Source organism: Staphylococcus sp. LCT-H4 (genome assembly GCF_001866145.1).
GTDB classification, from domain to species: domain Bacteria; phylum Bacillota; class Bacilli; order Staphylococcales; family Staphylococcaceae; genus Staphylococcus; species Staphylococcus succinus.
Window position 1 is genome coordinate 172,139 of sequence record NZ_MODY01000001.1, and the last position, 20,034, is coordinate 192,172.

General features: G+C 33.7%; 19 protein-coding genes. 3 read left to right on the forward strand and 16 right to left on the reverse strand.

Annotated features, from left to right (window positions below):
* Positions 1-100: 100 nt before the first annotated feature.
* The 3 genes from BK821_RS00880 to BK821_RS00890 all read right to left on the reverse strand — a co-directional run bounded on the left by BK821_RS00880 (position 101) and on the right by BK821_RS00890 (position 2,758).
* Positions 101-925 carry a hypothetical protein gene (locus BK821_RS00880; protein WP_071330983.1) on the reverse strand — a complete coding sequence of 275 codons (825 nt, stop codon included), beginning with the start codon at positions 923-925 and terminating at the stop codon, positions 101-103.
* 128 nt (positions 926-1,053) lie between these two features.
* On the reverse strand, positions 1,054-1,971 hold the full coding sequence (locus BK821_RS00885) for a hypothetical protein (RefSeq protein WP_071330984.1): 918 nt from the start codon (positions 1,969-1,971) through the stop codon (positions 1,054-1,056).
* A 265-nt stretch (positions 1,972-2,236) separates the two neighbouring features.
* The gene (locus BK821_RS00890; protein ID WP_046835782.1) at positions 2,237-2,758 is read right to left on the reverse strand and encodes a GNAT family N-acetyltransferase; all 522 of its coding nucleotides are present in this window, start codon (positions 2,756-2,758) and stop codon (positions 2,237-2,239) included.
* A 274-nt stretch (positions 2,759-3,032) separates the two neighbouring features.
* On the opposite strand from BK821_RS00890, the gene BK821_RS00895 reads away from it, so the two are divergent.
* Entirely contained in the window at positions 3,033-4,022 is a 990-nt protein-coding gene (locus tag BK821_RS00895; protein WP_046835976.1) for an acrylyl-CoA reductase family protein, read from the forward strand.
* Between the two features lie 413 nt (positions 4,023-4,435).
* Positions 4,436-5,800 (forward strand): glucose transporter GlcP, encoded by a 1,365-nt coding sequence (glcP, locus tag BK821_RS00900; RefSeq protein WP_177165114.1) that lies wholly within the window; start codon positions 4,436-4,438, stop codon positions 5,798-5,800.
* Between the two features lie 302 nt (positions 5,801-6,102).
* On the opposite strand, the gene BK821_RS00905 is transcribed toward glcP, so the two are convergent.
* The 9 genes from BK821_RS00905 to BK821_RS00945 form a co-directional block, all read right to left on the reverse strand.
* On the reverse strand, positions 6,103-6,504 hold the full coding sequence (locus tag BK821_RS00905; RefSeq protein WP_046835783.1) for a GNAT family N-acetyltransferase: 402 nt from the start codon (positions 6,502-6,504) through the stop codon (positions 6,103-6,105).
* A gap of 100 nt (positions 6,505-6,604) precedes the next feature.
* Positions 6,605-7,636 carry an NAD(P)/FAD-dependent oxidoreductase gene (locus BK821_RS00910; RefSeq protein WP_046835784.1) on the reverse strand — a complete coding sequence of 344 codons (1,032 nt, stop codon included), beginning with the start codon at positions 7,634-7,636 and terminating at the stop codon, positions 6,605-6,607.
* 200 nt (positions 7,637-7,836) lie between these two features.
* Positions 7,837-8,253, reverse strand: a complete 417-nt coding sequence (locus BK821_RS00915; protein WP_046835785.1) for a DUF2871 domain-containing protein — start codon at positions 8,251-8,253, stop codon at positions 7,837-7,839.
* A gap of 76 nt (positions 8,254-8,329) precedes the next feature.
* Entirely contained in the window at positions 8,330-8,923 is a 594-nt protein-coding gene (locus tag BK821_RS00920; RefSeq protein WP_046835786.1) for a YcnI family protein, read from the reverse strand.
* A gap of 13 nt (positions 8,924-8,936) precedes the next feature.
* Positions 8,937-10,187 carry a copper resistance CopC/CopD family protein gene (locus tag BK821_RS00925; RefSeq protein WP_046835787.1) on the reverse strand — a complete coding sequence of 417 codons (1,251 nt, stop codon included), beginning with the start codon at positions 10,185-10,187 and terminating at the stop codon, positions 8,937-8,939.
* A 239-nt stretch (positions 10,188-10,426) separates the two neighbouring features.
* Positions 10,427-10,873 carry a ribose 5-phosphate isomerase B gene (rpiB, locus tag BK821_RS00930; protein WP_046835788.1) on the reverse strand — a complete coding sequence of 149 codons (447 nt, stop codon included), beginning with the start codon at positions 10,871-10,873 and terminating at the stop codon, positions 10,427-10,429.
* Positions 10,874-10,901: 28 nt separating this feature from the next.
* Positions 10,902-11,534, reverse strand: a complete 633-nt coding sequence (gene dhaL / locus BK821_RS00935) for a dihydroxyacetone kinase subunit DhaL (RefSeq protein WP_046835789.1) — start codon at positions 11,532-11,534, stop codon at positions 10,902-10,904.
* A gap of 12 nt (positions 11,535-11,546) precedes the next feature.
* A complete protein-coding gene (locus tag BK821_RS00940; RefSeq protein ID WP_046835790.1) occupies positions 11,547-12,545 on the reverse strand; it encodes a dihydroxyacetone kinase subunit DhaK in 999 nt (332 codons plus the stop codon).
* A gap of 47 nt (positions 12,546-12,592) precedes the next feature.
* Positions 12,593-13,675, reverse strand: coding sequence for an MDR/zinc-dependent alcohol dehydrogenase-like family protein (locus tag BK821_RS00945; protein ID WP_046835978.1), 1,083 nt, complete (start codon positions 13,673-13,675; stop codon positions 12,593-12,595).
* A gap of 175 nt (positions 13,676-13,850) precedes the next feature.
* On the opposite strand from BK821_RS00945, the gene BK821_RS00950 reads away from it, so the two are divergent.
* A complete protein-coding gene (locus tag BK821_RS00950; protein WP_069822914.1) occupies positions 13,851-14,615 on the forward strand; it encodes a DeoR/GlpR family DNA-binding transcription regulator in 765 nt (254 codons plus the stop codon).
* A 52-nt stretch (positions 14,616-14,667) separates the two neighbouring features.
* Here the strand turns inward: BK821_RS00950 and BK821_RS00955 are convergent, their stop codons facing one another.
* The 4 genes from BK821_RS00955 to BK821_RS00970 form a co-directional block, all read right to left on the reverse strand.
* Entirely contained in the window at positions 14,668-15,996 is a 1,329-nt protein-coding gene (locus tag BK821_RS00955) for an LLM class flavin-dependent oxidoreductase (RefSeq protein ID WP_046835792.1), read from the reverse strand.
* Positions 15,993-17,009: an MsnO8 family LLM class oxidoreductase gene (locus tag BK821_RS00960; protein WP_071330985.1), complete on the reverse strand. Its 1,017-nt coding sequence runs from the start codon at positions 17,007-17,009 to the stop codon at positions 15,993-15,995. The genes BK821_RS00955 and BK821_RS00960 overlap by 4 nt, the downstream gene beginning before the upstream one ends.
* A 244-nt stretch (positions 17,010-17,253) precedes the next feature.
* On the reverse strand, positions 17,254-18,033 hold the full coding sequence (locus BK821_RS00965) for an SDR family NAD(P)-dependent oxidoreductase (RefSeq protein WP_046835794.1): 780 nt from the start codon (positions 18,031-18,033) through the stop codon (positions 17,254-17,256).
* A 210-nt stretch (positions 18,034-18,243) separates the two neighbouring features.
* Positions 18,244-19,908, reverse strand: coding sequence for a Na/Pi cotransporter family protein (locus BK821_RS00970; protein ID WP_071330986.1), 1,665 nt, complete (start codon positions 19,906-19,908; stop codon positions 18,244-18,246).
* Positions 19,909-20,034: the final 126 nt, after the last annotated feature.

Here is a 20,034-nt window from a genome sequence, read left to right on the forward strand (position 1 = left end):
ATAATTAAAAACTGGACATCCTCATCTATATTGAGGTTGTCCAGTTTTTTATTTAATGTTAACAAACGTAGTCATTATATCTTTTAAAAGCAAAGTATTTTTATTGTTGATAAGCTGGATCTACAACTCTTACAGTACCTTGTTGATCTACTGTAGCAATAGAATAAGTACCTGGTTGTGCTTGATTTTGGAAGCTAAAGATATAACTATAATTACCCTCACTGCCTTCAACACTATAGTCATTGTAATAATTAGACTGACCATTAATTGCATTCACTTCAGCTGTAGCGTTATCTAGTGAATTTTGAAAATTAGGTAAATGTTGTAACGCGGTTTGATTATTGACACTACCTGATGAAATGTTTTGTGATACTGGTACTGCATTCTGTCCTTGATATGGCACAACATATTGTGTTGTTCCATTATTCGAACTATTGTTATTCGCGTTACTATTGGCATTTGCTGTCGTATCTGAATTACTATCTGAACCATTTGTATTACTACTGCTTCCATCTGTAGTGCCACCACTGTTATCACTTGTACCATTTGAACTACCTGCACTGCTACTACCATTAGTGCCATCATTATCTGAATCTGAGCTACTATCAGTACTTGATGAGGCACCATTGCTAGAGTTACTATCGCTATTACTATCATCAGTACTTGCACTATCTGATTTATCATTGCTAGAGTCACCATTTGAATCTTCGCTTGAACTATCTTTATCATCTTTACTTGAGTCTTTGTCTTTATCAGAGCTATCATTATTCTTTTTATCATCATTTTTTGAATCTTTTGACTTATCATCAGAAGATTGTTTATCCTTAGCGCTATCGTCCTTTTTACTACTATCATCCTCGCCACCATTTGAACATGCCGCTAATGCTAAAGATAATGTTAAGAAACCTGCTAATAGTTTTTTCATGATTGAAAGACCACCTTATTTTTAATCTACATTATTGTTATGTTTTCACAAGTCATCTTTTTCACTAGATGAATTTGAAGTAGTTTAAGTATCACTACTTAAACTACTTCTTCTAGACCTTATATATCCTATGATTCAGTGCTTGCTGAGTCTTCTGTTGAACTAGTTGAACCGCTGTCGCTCGTTTGGCTACTTGATGACCCTTGATCTGAGCTTTCTGAACCGCTATCGCTCGTTTGGCTACTTGATGATCCTTGGTCTGAGCTTTCTGAACCACTATCGCTCGTTTGACTACTTGATGATCCTTGGTCTGAGCTTTCTGAACCGCTATCGCTCGTTTGACTACTTGATGATCCTTGGTCTGAGCTTTCTGAACCGCTATCGCTCGTTTGACTACTTGATGATCCTTGGTCTGAGCTTTCTGAACCGCTATCGCTCGTTTGACTACTTGATGATCCTTGGTCTGAGCTTTCTGAACCGCTATCGCTCGTTTGACTACTTGATGATCCTTGGTCTGAGCTTTCTGAACCGCTATCGCTCGTTTGACTACTTGATGATCCTTGGTCTGAGCTTTCTGAACCGCTATCGCTCGTTTGACTACTTGATGATCCTTGGTCTGAGCTTTCTGAACCGCTATCGCTCGTTTGACTACTTGATGATCCTTGGTCTGAGCTTTCTGAACCGCTATCGCTCGTTTGACTACTTGATGATCCTTGGTCTGAGCTTTCTGAACCGCTATCGCTCGTTTGACTACTTGATGATCCTTGGTCTGAGCTTTCTGAACCGCTATCGCTCGTTTGACTACTTGATGATCCTTGGTCTGAGCTTTCTGAACCGCTATCACTTGATTTACTATCTGAACTACTTGAGCTATCTTTGTTATCTTTGCTATCTTTTTTTTCTTCAGTTTTTTCTTTTGCTTTGTCTTTCGCTTTTTCTTCAGTTTTTTCTTTTTCAGAACCTGCTTTACCACTATCCTCGCCACCATTTGAACATGCTGCAAGTGCTAAAGATAAAGTAAGAAAACCAGCTAAATATTTTTTCATTATTGAAAGACCTCCTAAAATTTTAATACTCAATAACCATGCAATATTTATATTTAATTACACAGTCTTATTGAGCATTAGTACGTTATTCACCTGAAAACAATAAATAAACGTTTTTTATTGGAAATCCATCTCTTTTTATAAAAAAATAATACAAGCTAAATAAACTTTAAATATGCTTTACATAAACTTTAATTGCCCTCTTTTCGACTTTGTAAAAACAAACTTAATGTGTATTATTACTATAACTTAATTTCAGATAATTTTATAGTTCTTTTTCCATAATTAAATCAACGTCTTCAACTGATCCTGTATAAAAATAATGTTTCCCCGTTACATTTAACCCCTGTTTTTTATAAAATTCAAAAGCTTGTTTATTTTTTTCATAGACTCCTAACCATATTTTAATTTTATTTAGCTCTTTAGCTTTTTGTATTGTGAATTCAAATACATGCTTACCTCTGCCACCACCTTGGGCATGTGGTAAGAAATAAATTCGTTGCAACTCAAGATGTGCGTCTCCCATTTTTTCAGTTTGTGCATCATTTATATTTAATTTAAAATAACCTACAACTTCTTCATCTTCTTTATAAAAATATGTAAAAGCATGTTCATCTAATAGTTCACTTGTTAACTGTTTAACACTATAAGCGTTAGCAAAATAATGGCTAAAATCTTCATCTGTATATTGTTCTTCATCTTTAAAAGTGTTTTTAAAGGTTTGAATAGCCAAATTTTGTAACTGCTCGACTTCTGATAGTTTGACTTTTTCAATACTATAACTCATAAATCTTCCTCCTTTTAATATAAATATTTATCATTTATTATACTAAAATGAGCTTGAATTTACTATGAATTATTAGAATATTCAAATAATATTTATTTGTTTTACATTAATTAATTTTTTTGAATTAGAACAAAATTTATTTAATTACAAAATAAAGCGCTTACCTCTAAACGCTGTTAAACAGGCATATTGTGTAATATTCAATTACATGATAAAGTGGTTCTAGTTTTTTAATTGTTCATAAATATATACATAAAGGGAGTGCCTAGTGGCAATGACTGAAACATTTAAAGCTTTTGTGGTCGACGAACAAGACGGCAAAGTTACTAACCAAATTAAAAATATAACTATAGATGACCTTCCAGCAGGTGAAGTGCTTATTAAAGTTAAGTATTCAGGGATTAATTATAAAGACGCACTAGCAACAGTAGAAAATACAAAAGTTGTAAAATCTTACCCTATCGTACCGGGAATTGATTTAGCAGGTGTTGTAGAAAGTTCAGAGACGCCAGCTTTTGAACCAGGAGATAAAGTCATCGTTACTGGATATGATTTAGGAATAAGCCATTTCGGTGGGTTTAGTGAATATGCACGTATCAAAGAAGAATGGATTGTACCATTACCTAAAGACCTAACACTTGAAGAGGCAATGATTTATGGTACGGCTGGATATACAGCAGGTTTAGCTATTGAAAAATTAGAACACAACGGTCTATCTGTAGAAAATGAAGCTGTGCTTGTTAGAGGTGCAACTGGTGGCGTTGGTACACTAGCCGTAATGATGTTAGATTCTATTGGCTATGATGTTATTGCAAGTACTGGTAAAACAAATACTGAAGCTAAACTTAAATCATTAGGTGCAAAAGAAGTCATTCCTCGTATTACAGAAACTGATAATAAACCACTTGGGAAGCGTACTTGGCAAGCAGTGATTGACCCTGTAGGTGGCGAAAGCTTATCACAAATTATCAAACACCTTGATTACAACGGCAGTGTCGCAGTGATTGGAATGACTGGTGGCAATCAATTTGATAGTTCGATATTTCCTTTCATATTAAGAGGTACAAATATCATAGGCGTTGATTCTGTTTATACAGAAATGAGACAACGTAAACATATTTGGCGCAGACTCGCTAAAGATTTAAAACCAGATCAGTTACATGAAATTAAACAAGTCATTAAATTTGATGATATAGAAGAAAATATAAAAAATGTGTTAAAACATAATAATTCTGGTAGAATTGTTGTTGATTTAGAAGCATAAGTAATATAATCTTCATTTCATTATAATGATTGAAGCATATATTCCATTATAATGAAGCGCTAATGGATTTTGATATGCGCCCTTCAAAGTAGACATAATATAAGTGCCTATTTTGAAGGGCGTTTTTTATTATTAAATTACAAATATTAAATATGTATCCCCTACAATAGCTATCATTTTTAAATATCTATATATCGATATTTAAACCTACTCTCATTAATATTATGTATAATTTTTACTCCCTTTCTTACTTTTATATCTATTTAAATATGCGCACATTTATATTTTAATGACAAAAGTATTTTGTTTGATATAAACATAAAACAACAAATAAAATTCTTATACTTTAACATTTACAAGCAATAAATGTAAGCGTATACTTATGTGTGTCTAAAACAATCAGGAGGGTTTTTATGGGAATTAAAGTAAGCAAAAAACTCATCTTTTTCCTTGGTGCTTTGGGAGGCTTACTCTATGGTTATGATATGGGAGTAATCTCTGGTGCCTTACTATTTATAAAAGATGATATACCTTTAAACAGTGTTACAGAGGGCCTTGTTGTTGCCTCAATGTTAGTAGGGGCTATCTTTGGGGCAGGTGCAAGTGGCCCATTATCAGATAGGCTCGGACGTAGACGTGTCGTATTTATTATAGCTATTATATATATTGTGGGAGCCTTAATATTAGCATTAGCACCATCAATGCCAATATTAGTTATTGGGCGATTAGTCATCGGTGTTGCCGTAGGTGGTTCTACTGCAATTGTGCCTGTATACTTATCAGAAATGGCACCAACAGCACAAAGAGGTTCTTTAAGTTCATTAAACCAATTGATGATTACAATAGGTATTTTATCTTCATATCTAATTAACTATGCTTTCACGCCTATTGAAGGTTGGAGATGGATGCTAGGTTTAGCTGTGTTACCTTCGCTTATCTTATTAATTGGTGTCATATTCATGCCAGAAAGTCCAAGATGGTTACTTGAACATAAAAGTGAAAAGGCCGCTAGAGATGTAATGGGACTGACATTTGAGCACAGTGAAATTGATAAAGAAATTGCCGACATGAAAGAAATCAATCGTATTTCAGAAAGTACATGGAAAGTATTAAAGTCTCCATGGTTAAGACCTACATTGATAATTGGCAGTGTATTTGCGCTATTCCAACAAATTATTGGCATAAATGCAATTATTTACTACGCACCTTCTATATTTAGTAAGGCTGGTTTAGGAGATGCTACTTCTATTTTAGGAACAGTCGGCATCGGCACAGTCAATGTATTAGTTACTATTATTGCCATTATGATTATTGATAAAATTGACCGTAAACGCTTATTAGTAATAGGAAATATTGGCATGGTTGCTTCATTATTAATTATGGCAATTTTAATTTGGGCAATTGGTATCCAATCTTCTTCTTGGATTATTATCATATGTTTAACACTTTTCATTATATTCTTTGGTTTCACATGGGGCCCAGTACTTTGGGTTATGTTACCAGAATTATTTCCAATGCGTGCGCGTGGTGCAGCAACTGGGATAGCCGCATTAGTATTATCAATTGGTAGTCTACTCGTGGCGCAATTCTTCCCTATATTGACTGATGTATTACCAGTTGAACAAGTATTCTTAATCTTTGCAATTATTGGTATTGGGGCTTTAGTTTTTGTTGTTAAATACTTACCTGAAACAAGAGGACGTAGTTTAGAGGAAATTGAAGCTGATTTACGTTCTAGAACTAATGCTACTAACGCTCAAATTGATAAAACAGAATAAATTCAATTCAATATAATAAAAGATGTTGAGGAATAAGTATCTTCTTAGATAATTTAAAAAGATGATTTCTATTTAAGTTTTGCAGAAATCATCTTTTTATCTATCTATTGAAAATATTTCATAATGTACTTATCTAAAACTCTAGTATAGGTGAAAAATCGGCACTTTGTACCACCATCATCACAAGCATGGACAGTTAAAGAATAATATATCGAACATAAAAAAGTACACCTCTGTAACGAAAGGAGGTGTACTTTTACTTTAAAAACAATTGTTCATGTGCTAAATCATTCTGTTTCAATTTAATATTTTCTATACATTCCACCTGAATAAGGTTCAGTAGTTATAAATCCATACTGAGCATAGAGTTTGTCAGCGGGATAATCAGCTATAAGACTAACATAGGTACCTGATTCTGCTACAGAGGAAATATATGCCATTACATGATTCATAATAGTCTTCCCATATCCCATTCCTTGATAGTTTGGATCCACTGCTATATCAATGATTTGAAAGGCTGTTCCGCCATCGCCAATCACTCTGCCCATTCCTATCAGTAACTGATTATCATATATCGTCACATTAAAACAAGCATTGGCCAGACCTTTTTCGGCTGCGGCCTGAGATTTTTCACTTAATCCAGCTATTTTTCTCAAATTACGATAATTTGAAACTGTAGGTGGTTCATGTTTTATTTCAATCATACTTTAACATCTCCTAAAACACTATAAAATGAGTTATAATCTCTCAAAAGTAAATATTTATGTTTTTGAAAGTAACTGTTTTATCTTTAATTCCCAGTTTTTATAAATATTTTTTCATGACTATTTGATTAGATGCTTTGAAAACCTCGTTATGACTTGAGACAAAACCTTCTGGTTTAGCTTGAGGTTCAATATATAATTTTGCTAAATTAGCTGCATTGGCCGCATCACTAAATGCACTAGCAATAAGGTGTGCTTTAGCTTCATGATAAATAATATCGCCACAGGCATACAAACCATTAACACTTGTAGATGTATTACCAAATCCTTTAATTGCATATTCATTAAACATATCTACTTGTGTTGAAGACTGTTCAAGCAAAGTATTTTCTACATCAAATCCATGGCTGATAATTACTTCATCAAAAACCCTTGTTGTTTTCTCTTTTGTCTCAGTATGTTCTAATATCACTTGTTCTATTTTACTATGCGATTGATCACCTATAAGTTGATGTATATGTGTGTTAGGCAACTTATCTATATTTAATTCGCTGAGTATTTTTTTCATGGCTTCATAGCCTTTAATATCTGATTTGCGATAAATAAGCGTAACACTCTTAGCATATCCACTTAAGTCTTTAGCCCAATCCAAGGCCGAATTACCTGCACCAGAAATTAAGACATCTTTATCCTTAAATTTTTTCAATGACTGAACTACATAGTTTAAATTCGTTAGTTCATATCTCTCAGCATCCTTAATATCAAGTTGTTTAGGATTAATAATTCCGCCACCAATAGCTATAATAACTGATTTAGATTCATATATATTTCCTTTTGCCGTTTCAACTTCAAAATGCTGTTCATCTATTTTTCTAATATCTATGACACGTTCTTCTAAGCTAACTTTTGGATTGAAATGCAGACCTTGCGCAATTGTATCTTTTATAACTTCATAACATGGTTTAGGAGCTAGCCCCCCGATATCCCAAATAATCTTCTCAGGATAAACTTGCATCTTACCGCCAAGTTTATCCTGAATATCTATAATGCGCACGCTCATTCCTCTTAATCCAGAATAGAAACTAGCAAATAAGCCAGCTGGACCGCCACCAATAATTATTACATCATCCATAATGCATCCTCCCAAAAATCTATCTTATCTTTTAATCTTCATTATGCTACAATTGATAACTATTATCAATGGAAACGATATTTACAACGCTGATATAGAATAAAATTCACTTGATCATAAAGAAAAGCCTAACTATTCTAATGAAATAGCTAGGCTTTTACTTAACATTATCATTTCGTTATATGACCGCCAGATGAGCCTTACTCATCTTTAGGGTCCTTTACAATCGCATTTCTAAGTAGGAAAAATAATAATATGAATCCTGCTGTAAGCGTTGTATGTCCAATCCCTGCAAACCCAGCAAATGATTCAGGTACTGCAAGTCCTAACACTTGGTACGTTCCTTTCGTAAACATCATACCTATCGTAGTTAAGACGCCGATATTATAAACGATAAAGAACCAATTAAACAGATAATAACTGCTTAATTTAAATATTTTTGTTATAGGTAGTAAAATAAGGTGCATAAACATTCCTAATATCAGTGTGTGTGTATGTACGACCACAAGTTGCGTATCTCCTGTAAAATGATGTGCAACTGTTAATTCTCGATAATAAAATCCACTCAGTAATCCTAGGATTGTATAAACTAAAAATGCATACAATATTCTGCGCATCGATACTCCTCCTTAATGCTATTATAGGCTAACTCACTAATCATTACAGTGATAAATTTCATTAAAATTTCTAAGTTTATGACTTATCGCTCTTTTGCTTAAATAATGCTATTAAAGATAAGATAATAGCTATGATAGATACAATCCACAGTATAATAGGACCATTACTTGCTTGACTACTTTCACTTAATTCTTTTGATGTGTCACTATTTTTTACAACTTTTGTAACTGGCGCTGGCTTTTCTGCCTTTTCGTCACCAATCCATTTTACAGTCTCTCCATCATCATAAGTTTGATAAGCATTCCATTTAAATGAGGCCTCTTTTTCTGGATTTGCTACTTGAATCGGTAAATCGACAAATTCATTGGGTCCAATCCCTTTATCCGTTGCAGTCCAAGTTATTTTTGTTATGTTCCCATTTTTATCCTTTTTTAATTTATGTTCAAATAAAGGGGTCGGCTCTATTCCTACAACACTGAGTCCTTTAGGAACTTTCAATTCAATTTTAGTCGTATGTGCATCTTTTTCTACAGGAACTCTCACATCATATTTTTCATATGATCCTGGTTCACTCGTATCTGGGTTTAACGTTACATGAGCATCCGCATTCTTTGACAATGCCACTGCTATCACACAAAACATTATTATTGATATAATTTGTTTTAACATCGTTTTCACTTCCTTATCCTGGAATATTGATTTGACTCATAATAACACCTACAAGTATCAATAAAAGTCCCAATATGAGTTCTAAATATAAAGCCTTTTTATTCGCACGCTGTCTAATTTTTAAAGCACGCGTTGTTTGATAAAAACCTAACAACATCATAAGTAATGTTACGAGTGCTTTCACTATAAGTAATGCACTCCATGTTTGAATATTTGACCAAATCCCCAATATATTTGTTTGATCTATAGACATTAACACCCCTGAAATGATAATCAACGCCACAGCCGTTATGTTTACTTTCAGTAAGAAACCCCTTATTTGTTTTACATCATATGGTCTATGTGTTTTTATAACAAAGACTAAATAAATAAGCGCCCCTATCCACATTGCAATTCCACTAATATGCATCGTCCTAATCATTATAGACCATAACGGCACACTTTGAGACCATGCATGACCAGACATACTCAACGTCACTAACAATGATATAGACACTAATATATACCAAACATGCATCATATTTCGCAATGTGAAGAGGAAAAGCAATACGATGATTGCAATTATAGTTAAGATGAATGGCGTTTGTGATAATGTAGCTGTTTGTAATGTGATTATATCTGTGACAACATCTGAAGAAAGTGTCATAAGATACATTGCCCCTGTCATAACTGTTAGCATAGCTATTATCCAAATTATAGGTTGCTTATATTGATCAGTAGCAAAGTACATTATCTTTTGTCTTTTTGCTAATTGATTCACTAAAAATACTCCTGTGAATACGATAATACTACCTTCAGTAATAAAACGTATGAGTCCAAACCAAAAATCGGCTTTTTCATAAAGTGGTATTGAGGTATCAATATGACCAGCGGTAGCCTTCCCGATTGAAAAATCAAATGAATTACTAATTTCATGTCCATCTGCTGACATCGTATGCCATTGAACATGATGTGTGCCACTGTCTAAATCGGGAACAGTAAATGATAAAGTTTGTGTTGAAGCTGATGTATCAGGCTTAATTTCAGATATTTGCTTCCCCTTATCATCAAATAATTTAATACTAGAATACTTTGCATGAACCGGTTCATTAAATTGCAGTTCAATGTTATTGGGTGGGTTATCAACTACACTATTTTCCGTAGGTGTCACTTTTTCTAAAGTAGCATGAGCTGATGCTTGCTGAGTTAATCCTAGAAAAACAGTTAAAAAAATGATAATAAATAATATTATCGTTGTTTTGGAAAACCTATGTGCAAATTGCACGATTATTCCTCCCTAGTTATGTCTTTATATTTAATCATATTAAAATCAAAGCCCATTCACAATATTAATTATAATTTGTCATATTTCAGACAAATTGCTTCAAATAATTATTTGAAATAGTATAACTTACTTGAATAAAATACTTCTCCTTATATTTTATAATTGTTGATAAAAATTTGAAAAAGACAAAAATGCATGCCTAATACTTAACATATTAGGCATGCATTTTTGTCTTTTTTCTATTTATTTTCGTCTATTTCTACTTGATCAATTTTATCTACTTTACGTTGGGAGCCACCTTCCCAGCTTACATTAAGATATGCTTCGACATTTTTCTTAGCAACTTCTATTCCAATAATTTGGGCACCCATCGTTAATATTTGGGCATTATTACTGAGTTGTGCACGTTCTGCTGAGTAATAATCATGTGCTAATGCGGCTCTAATCCCTTTCAATTTATTAGCTGTAATGGCTACACCTATTCCAGTACCACAAATGAGTATTCCTCTTTCATTGTGACCTTGTTGGATACTTTGCCCCACTTCTACTGCTACATCCGGATAGTCAGTCTCTGCGCATTGATGACAACCAAAATCTTCTACTTCATGCCCTAATGATTCAACATGAGCCTTAACTGCTTCTTTTAAATCATATCCGTTATGGTCTGCACCAATAGCTATCTTCATACTAATTCCTCCTCATTAATTTGGTTACTTAAATAAATGTTTTAAATTCATCTAACATAAGATACGAAGACATCGCACCCGGATCAACATGCCCTTGAGAACGATAACCTAATCTTTTCGAACGCCCTTTATTCGATATAATATCTTTTGTACTTTCCATTCCAGCTTTGGCATTAGATAAAGCTTCAATATATGCATTGGCAAATGACTTATTTTGAGATTGTGAATCTTCAAGTGATTTATAAAAAGGCTCTAACGTATCTACCATTGTTTTGTCTCCTATTTCTGCCTTACCTCTATCTTTAATCCCTTTGCTAAACGCGATCCAAAAATCATATAAAGCTGTGTCATCTAATTGTGTTTTATTTTTTACTGCAACTGCTGCTTTTAAAAAGCCAGAAGCATATAGCGGACCTACTGAAGAACCAACAGCATCTAAGAACGTTTTACCAACTGCTACACTAATTTTGGCAATGTCATCTTGAGAATGTAATTCATTCTGAAGTGTTGTTTTAACTGCCTGATAACCAATATTCATTGTGATCCCATGATCTCCATCGCCTATTTTACGATCTAATTCACACAATTCATCTTTTTGTTGCTCAAACAACTCTGTTAAATTTAAAATGTATGATTTAAAAGATTGACTTGTTAATACCATAACAACTTCCTCCTAGACTTCCTTAAAGTTTGGGCAATCTACTGGATGATCAATGCAAGATTTTAAAGTTTCATTTAATTTCATTAACGTCACAGAAAAGCCACCCATTTCCATAGACGTAATAAAATTACCAACATATGATTTATACGTATTGATTTCACGTGCTTTTAATATTGCATCTACCTCTTTGTTAATAATATAAAGTTCCATTTGTGATGTAGCGCCTAAACCATTTACAAGTACAACTACATCATCGTTTTCTTTATATAAACCCTCTTTTAAAATATTTTGCATCATAACTTGTACAGTTTCCTTCGCTGTACGAATCGTCGTTTTTTCTATACCAGGTTCACCATGATGACCTAAACCAATTTCCATTTCATTATCTTCTAAATCAAAACTTGGCTTTCCTGTTTGTGGCAAATAGCAAGGGCTCAAACCAATACCCATAGAACGCGTATTATCATTAGCTTGTTGAGCAATACGACGTACTTCTTCTAAATCATAACCAAAGTCAGCGGCCGCTCCTGCAGTTTTATACACTAAAAGTTCTCCCGCTATACCTCTGCGATCATCTATATCTTTGGAAGAAGCGACATCATCATTTCCAATTACAGCAGCTGTTTGAATTTCGTCTTCTATTTCAGTCATTTCACTCGCCATTTCAAAATTCATTAAATCTCCAGCATAATTACCATATATATATAACACGCCGTGACCATTATGAATTTCTTTTGTTACAGCTTGAATTGGTATCGGAGATGGGGAAGCAAAAATATTTCCCACTGCCACACCATCAGCCATTCCTGCACCTACATAACCTATAAATGCCGGTTCATGACCAGAACCACCACCAATTAATATGCTTACTTTACGATTAGGATTCCGTTTTTTACCTATTAATGCTCTTTGATGGAGTTCTGTTCGTCTAATATATTCAGGATATGCAATTATATAACCTTCCATTAGTTCTTCAATAACATGATCAGGGTTATTAATCATCTTTTTCATTACATTTCTCTCCTTTATTTCTCCGCACTCAATCAATTTTTAGTTATTTATGGTACGAGCACTACTTTTAATGATTTATCACCTTTTTTCATTAGCTCAAATCCTTCTTCAAAATCTTTTAGTGCTAGTTGATGCGTTACAACCCCTTCTGTGGGAAAATCATCTTTTTGAATACCGTCAATTACAAGCGGATAACAATAAGGACCTAAATGGCTACCTAATAAATCAAGTTCTTTACGATCAGAAATAATACTCCAATCTACTGTTACAGGCTCTCCAAATACTGAAAATTCTACAAAACGTCCCAGTTTTCTAATTGCACTTAATCCCTGTTCAACTGATTTAGGATGTCCCGTAGCTTCAATATAAATATCACAACCATAGCCTTCAGTCATATCTTTAATCTCTTTAACAACATCTACTTTCGCTGGATTCATGACTATATCCGCACCAAATTGTTTTGCTAATTCTAAGCGATCCTCTTTCATATCTAGTACGACTAATGTCTCTGCTCCAGATTTTTTAGCTGCACCGACCATTCCTAAGCCTAAAGTGCCTGCTCCGGATAGTACAACGAAATCTCCTAATTTAATATTTGCACGCTGTACTGCATGTAAACTACATGCGTATGGCTCTATTAAAATTGCTTTTTCAATTGGCATATCCTCAGGCACCTTATAATTGATGGCCTCTTTGGTAAATTTCATATATTCAGCCATTCCACCATTCACATTATTTTGGAACCCATATAAATCATGCTTTTCACACATCCAATATTCTCCACGGTTACAAAATCTACAGTCCCAACAAGGAACAATTTGTTCAGAAATTACACGATCACCAATTTCAAAATCTTCAACTGCTTCACCTTTATCTACAATACGCGCGATAAATTCGTGACCTGGTATCATTGGCGCCTTAATATATGAAGGTTGTGTTTCATCTCCCCAGAAACTTGGCGCACCACCATAAGCTTTAATATCACCTGCACAAATACCGCAAGCCTCTACTTTAACAACAATTTCTTTTGGGTCATCGATTGTTGGTGTATTGACAGTTTCATATTTATAGTCACCAGGTGCATAAGCTACTACTGCATTCATTTTGTTTGGATAATTTTTATTATTCATCATATCAGCAACTCCCCTTTTATTAGAAAACGCTTTCATTTACAACTATTATTCTAATATATTTTTTTATTTCTTTCAAATATTTTTTCGTTTATTTTCATTTTGTATTTTTTCGCTTTGTTTATATATGATTTATGTTAAAATGAATTACGATACTGAAGAGGATGTGATTCATTTGAAAATGTATGCAGACGAACGTAGAGAGCATATCTACACTTATATCAAGTCGCATAAACGTGCTACTGTAAAGCAACTTTCTGACTATTTAAGTGTTACTGAAGCTACTGTTAGAAGTGACCTTAGACGATTAGAAAGTGAAAATAAATTGACACGAACGCATGGTGGCGCAAAAGTTACTGAAAATATAACTTCAAAGTTAAACTTTTCATATCGTTTAACACAAAAGCATACTGAAAAATATAAAATCAGCAAATTTGCTCTGAAGAAAATCCAACCACAACAATGTATTATGATTGATGCGAGTTCAACGACTTACGAATTAGCCAAACTATTATCAGAAACAACAATGGAACTAACGATTATTACAAATGGCTTAGAAAACGCAGTATTATTAAAAGAAAATCCACACTTAACTGTCTTAGTTGTGGGAGGGTTTGTCTCTCAAGATTCAAACGCAATTACTGGTAATATAGATTCTCAAATTCTGGAAATGTACCATATCGATTATTTCTTTTTATCTGCGAATGGTTTTACATTCCAAAATGGTTTGACTGACTTTTCACTACCAGAAGTACAGCTAAAAAAACAAATGGTTCAAGAAAGTGAAAATGTGATAGCACTTATAGATAAAAGTAAATTCGATGTTTCTTCTACGCTATCATTCGCAAAAATCAGTGATATTACTGAAGTTATAACCGATGAAATGCCAGATAATAAATGGACACATGACATGCCTTTCACATTAACAATTGCTAAATAAATAAAAAAATAGGCACACTTTATTAAATAAGGTGTGCCTATTTTTTATTAACTTAATGTGTAATCACTGATTTGCTGTATCTATTTTCTTTATAGGGTACACCTATGTTTTCACGCAATGTATGACCTTGATGCTGCTTAGTGAAGTAGCCTTTTGTTTCTAATATAGGTAATACTTCAGTTAAAAAATCTTCATAAATCTCTCCATAAATATGTGGACCAAAAATAAATCCATCTGCTGCACCTTGTTCAAACCACTCAATCATTAAGTCTGCTACTTCTTCATATGTTCCAGTAAAAGGCGAACGTCGGGCAGTTTCTTCCAAAGCTACATCTCTTAAAGTTAAGTTCCCTTGTTTGGCTCTATTAGCAATGGCATCAGTCGTTGCACGAAAACTATTTTGTCCTACTTCTCCTAATTCAGGAAATGGGGCATCTAAATCATATTGGCTAAAGTCATGATGATCATAATAACGACCTAAATAGTCTAAAGCATCATCGATTGTGGCTAATGATTTTATTTCATCAAATCGTGCCTCCGCTTCGTCATGCGTTTTTCCAATAACTGGTGCTAACATCGGATAGACCTTAATATCTTCAGGATTCCTTCCAAATGCGACAGCCTGCTCTTTAATACTATCGTAATTACTTTTGGCAATTTCTAAAGACTCACCTAACGTAAATACTGCATCTGCATATTTCGCAGCATATGCTTGACCTTTTGGCGAGGCACCTGCTTGAAATATTACTGGTTGCCCTTGTTCTGAACGACTCGTATTTAAAGGCCCTTTCACATTAAAATACTGTCCTTTATAATCTAGTGTATGCATTTTTTTCTTATTAACATACGCATCGTTCTTAACATCAAATGTAAATGCATCATCTTCATATGAATCCCATAATCCTTGTACGACTTGAATATGTTCTTCTGCAATATCATATCTTATATCATGTTCAGGGTGCTTACCCTTACTGTAATTATTTGCGCTACCTTCAAGTGGAGATGTCACCACGTTCCATCCTGCACGTCCGTGACTAATCTTATCGATTGTCGCAAGTTGACGTGCGACTGTGAATGGTTCACTATATGACGTTGAAATAGTTCCCACTAAGCCAATATGCTTTGTTACTGGTGCAAGTGCCGCTAGAAAAGTTAAAGGTTCATGACGGTCTAAAAAATGAGGTATCGATTTTTCATGTATATAGAGTCCATCTGCAACGAATAAAAAACTAAAGCCTGCTTCTTCTGCTTTTTTAGCAATTTCCAACTGAAAATCAAAATTTGTACTCGCATCACTTGGTACTTCTTTTGATTTCCAAGCATGCATATGACTTCCTGGACCGTTCAACATGATTCCAAAATCTATTTTTTTTCGACTCATACTACCCCTTCTCTCTGAAATTTCTTTTTATAAATAGGTGCAAGTTGCTTAACTGTTTTAACCCTTAGCGCATGTTTATATACTGGCATATGCAACATAAATTCATTTATATTACCCTCTTTATTAAGTTGATTTAATTGATCACTTATGTCGTTGGCAGAACCATTAAAAACTTCTATTTGTTTTTCTTCAATTGTAAACACTTCATTACTTTGCTTTTTAAACGTCTCGACTTGAGATTTTGTATTAACAGTAATTTTTTTACCATCTTTAAAATGTAAAGCGTAATTTGTTCTTCCTTCTTCGACCAGATCTTGATCATCTTGTGTTTCTGTAACAACTGCGGCTACTGCCACAATTACTTTACCTTCAGGGTATATCGATTTATATGTGCTAATTGCTTGTTTCAATACATTGATATTAGAATTAATGAAATATGCATATATAAAGCCGACCTGTTCTTCAGCTGCAAGTTGCGCTGATTGCTCACTTCCTCCAAGTAAAAATATTTTTGGTGCAATTACTTCTTTATTTCGAATTGAGGTTTGTAACTGATTGTATGCATCATCTTTTGAGAATGACTGTGTATTGAATTGATTTAATAAACGAAATTTATCTTCAAATGGTTTTTGTGGGTCTTTCAATTCAGCTTGTAATGCTTGTGTAGATAGAGGAAATCCTCCCGGTGCCTTTCCTATACCTAAATCAACTCTTCCAGGCGCTAAATTACTTATCAAATGAAATTGTTCTATGATTTTAAATGGGCTGTAATGTTGTAACATCACCCCTCCTGAACCTACCCGTATATTCTGGGTGTGATTGAGAATATGTGTGACTAATATTTCTGGACTCGTCCCTACTACTTGTGGCATATTATGATGCTCAGCAACAAAATATCGCTTATAATTCAATTTATCTGCTAATTGTGCTAATTCAACTGAGCGCGCGATACCATCTCTTACAGTTTCATTTATATCAATTGGACTTTGATCAAGGATACTAATAGATGCCATACAATCCCCCTTAAATCTAATTTTAATTTATAGTAATATTAGCTTTCTCATGTTCCTTTGTCAAGTATCCCTATCGCTTTACTAAGAATTATAATACTACTTACGTAAATGATTGTAACTCTATTAAAAATCAATAATTGTTTGATGTTCATAGCCCTTTCATATAAAGAAAACCTGAAATCTGCACACATAGATTTCAGGTTTTCTTTATTGAAGTTATTTATCAAGTTATATTTACTATAGTTTATAAAGCTGTATAACCTCCATCAACTGTGATTACACTACCTGTCACAAAAGATGAAGCATCTGAAGCTAGGTATAGTGCAGCACCTTGTAACTCTTCAGGTATCCCAGGTCTACCAAGTGGAGTGAAACGCATCCATGTATCTATCATGTCTCCACCCTTTGCAAAGTACGACTTAGTTAGCTCTGTTTTCATATATCCAGGCGCAATGGTATTAACACGAATACCATGTTGAGCCCATTCACTAGCTAGACTTTTAGTAAACATAATAACAGCACCTTTTGATGTATTATAAGCAGCTTGAGGTTGTGGTGTATTTACGATAATACCTGACATGGAAGACGTGTTAATAATCGTTCCTTTTTTCTGCTCAATCATTACTTTTCCAACGGCTTGTGATACTAAAAACATACTATTGATATTGACATCCATATTTTTTATCCAACGTTCATATGCCATATCTTCAAATTTAACATGCTCATTAATACCAGCATTATTAAATAAGATATCAATACGACCAAAATGATTCATGACATCGGTTACCATATGCGCTACATCATCTACATCTGTCACATCGACTTTACATGCTATTGCTTTATTACCAGTTTCAGTTTCAAATTCTGTTGCCGTAGCTTTAGCTAAATCATAGTTAATGTCAGCTATAACGAGATGCGCTCCTGCTTCTGCTAAACCTTTTCCCATTGCTTTACCTAACCCTGAAGCACCACCGGTAATGATAGCAACCTGATTATCTAATTTGAACTTATCTAATACACTCATAATAGTAACCTCCATTTATTTCATAAGTTATTTATAATTGTAAGATAAATAACTTATGAATAATAGTGTAAACGCTTACCCTAAACTATTGTTAATTTTTTATAATAAAAAAACGTAAAGGTTCACAATTCAGAACCTTTACGTTTCTACTACATTAATCTTCTAAAGAAAAGATATTATATTCAAAGTGCCTTTGTAATAACATCGCGTTTAGTAGGCCCATTCAAGCGAATGGGGCGACTGATCATCTGTTTCAAGTTCATCTATATTAATCATAGATTCTGAAATATTTCTAGAATGGTAACCAATACGTTCTAATATTGCAATTAAATCTAAATACAATAGACTGCCATCTGGTGAACATTCACCTGAACTTAATCGCTTAATATGTTTTTTTCTTAAATCATGCTCGAGCATGTATGAATCTTTACTCAAATTAACAATTTCATCCTTTTTCACACTGTCATATACATTAAACATTTCAACAGTTTTTTCAAAAGAAATATTTACATGATTATATAATTTATCTATGCTTTGTTCAGCCTTATCTGAAATTTTAATCGACTCTGTTTCTTTTTTCTTTAAATCTAGTAAATACGCCTGTGATAAACCTGCTACTTTTACCATTGTTCTATTTACATCAAATAATACCGACATTCTTTTGGCGTCTTTTTCAGATAATTTTTTCTCAGAAATTTTCGTTAAATATTGTCTAACGTTATCATACATATTCTCCACAGCGCCGTGCTTTTGCATGATTTCTTTTTCAATTTTCACGTCATAATTGTTTACATCATTTAACATCGTAAAAGTCATACGACCAATGTTTTGAATTTCATCTTGCGCTTCTTGTAAAGCAATGCTAGGTGCCCTATCGATAATACCTTTATCTAAGTGTCTTGGTTTATATTTTTCATTTAAATCTTCACCTGGAATAATTTTTGTCACTATCCACGCTAGGACAAATATAAATGGCAATTGTATTAATGTATTTGTCACATTAAATGTTCCATGTGCAAATGCGATAACCATTTCAGGTTTTAACTGTAATACACTTTGCATCCATTCCATAACCCATTGATATAACGGTAAAATGGCTAGGAATATCGTTGCACCTATGACATTAAACAACACATGTACCGCTGCTACACGTTTTGCAGCCATTGAACCTGCTAAACTTGCTAATACAGCTGTAATTGTTGTGCCAATATTGTCGCCTAACAATACAGGTAAGGCACCTTTTAAACTGATTAAATCATTAGCAAAAAATCCTTGTAGTATACCAATAGTTGCACTTGAGCTTTGTATAATGACCGTTACTAGCGTACCTGCAAACACACCTAAAATTGGATTCGCTGACATGTCTAACATGATTTGATTGAATCCTTTTAAGTTTGCTAATGGTTTAACGGCACCACTCATTAATTCTAATCCATAGAAAAGAGCTCCAAAACCAAATAGAATCATACCTATATTTTTAACTTTTCTTCTTTGAATAAAGAAGATTAAAAATGCACCAATTGCTAGAATGGGTAACGCATAAGCACCAATATCAATACCTATAATAAATGCTGTAACCGTTGTACCTATATTCGCCCCCATTACTACTCCAATTGCTTGGCGCATCGTCATGAAACCTGCGCTTACAAGCCCTATCGTGATAACTGTTGTACCTGAACTACTTTGTATTAAAATAGTCACAATCATGCCGGCTAAAACGCCCATAATTGGATTACTCGTAAATTTATTTAAGATACTCCTGAGTCGATCACCAGCAGTCGCTTGAAGACCGTCACCCATTTGTTTAATACCATATAGAAATATTCCTAACCCACCGATAAAAGTGAAAATTATTTCCATCACAGATGAATCCATTGTCACACCTCTTTAAATTATTTGTAAACTATGTGAAGTGTAACTTATTTTTGTTAATTTAGTGTTAAGACAACGTTAAAATTTAAATTTTTTCCTTATTAAACTTGTAATAATATTTCACCATTA

Bases quoted from the DNA above. Each gene is read 5' to 3' on its own strand.
- BK821_RS00880 (WP_071330983.1), bottom strand. From the start codon at position 925: ATGAAAAAACTATTAGCAGGTTTCTTAACATTATCTTTAGCATTAGCG.
- BK821_RS00885 (WP_071330984.1), bottom strand. From the start codon at position 1,971: ATGAAAAAATATTTAGCTGGTTTTCTTACTTTATCTTTAGCACTTGCA.
- BK821_RS00890 (WP_046835782.1), bottom strand. From the start codon at position 2,758: ATGAGTTATAGTATTGAAAAAGTCAAACTATCAGAAGTCGAGCAGTTA.
- BK821_RS00895 (WP_046835976.1), top strand. From the start codon at position 3,033: ATGACTGAAACATTTAAAGCTTTTGTGGTCGACGAACAAGACGGCAAA.
- glcP (WP_177165114.1), top strand. From the start codon at position 4,436: ATGGGAATTAAAGTAAGCAAAAAACTCATCTTTTTCCTTGGTGCTTTG.
- BK821_RS00905 (WP_046835783.1), bottom strand. From the start codon at position 6,504: ATGATTGAAATAAAACATGAACCACCTACAGTTTCAAATTATCGTAAT.
- BK821_RS00910 (WP_046835784.1), bottom strand. From the start codon at position 7,636: ATGGATGATGTAATAATTATTGGTGGCGGTCCAGCTGGCTTATTTGCT.
- BK821_RS00915 (WP_046835785.1), bottom strand. From the start codon at position 8,253: ATGCGCAGAATATTGTATGCATTTTTAGTTTATACAATCCTAGGATTA.
- BK821_RS00920 (WP_046835786.1), bottom strand. From the start codon at position 8,923: ATGTTAAAACAAATTATATCAATAATAATGTTTTGTGTGATAGCAGTG.
- rpiB (WP_046835788.1), bottom strand. From the start codon at position 10,873: ATGAAGATAGCTATTGGTGCAGACCATAACGGATATGATTTAAAAGAA.
- dhaL (WP_046835789.1), bottom strand. From the start codon at position 11,534: ATGGTATTAACAAGTCAATCTTTTAAATCATACATTTTAAATTTAACA.
- BK821_RS00940 (WP_046835790.1), bottom strand. From the start codon at position 12,545: ATGAAAAAGATGATTAATAACCCTGATCATGTTATTGAAGAACTAATG.
- BK821_RS00945 (WP_046835978.1), bottom strand. From the start codon at position 13,675: ATGAATAATAAAAATTATCCAAACAAAATGAATGCAGTAGTAGCTTAT.
- BK821_RS00955 (WP_046835792.1), bottom strand. From the start codon at position 15,996: ATGAGTCGAAAAAAAATAGATTTTGGAATCATGTTGAACGGTCCAGGA.
- BK821_RS00960 (WP_071330985.1), bottom strand. From the start codon at position 17,009: ATGGCATCTATTAGTATCCTTGATCAAAGTCCAATTGATATAAATGAA.
- BK821_RS00965 (WP_046835794.1), bottom strand. From the start codon at position 18,033: ATGAGTGTATTAGATAAGTTCAAATTAGATAATCAGGTTGCTATCATT.
- BK821_RS00970 (WP_071330986.1), bottom strand. From the start codon at position 19,908: ATGGATTCATCTGTGATGGAAATAATTTTCACTTTTATCGGTGGGTTA.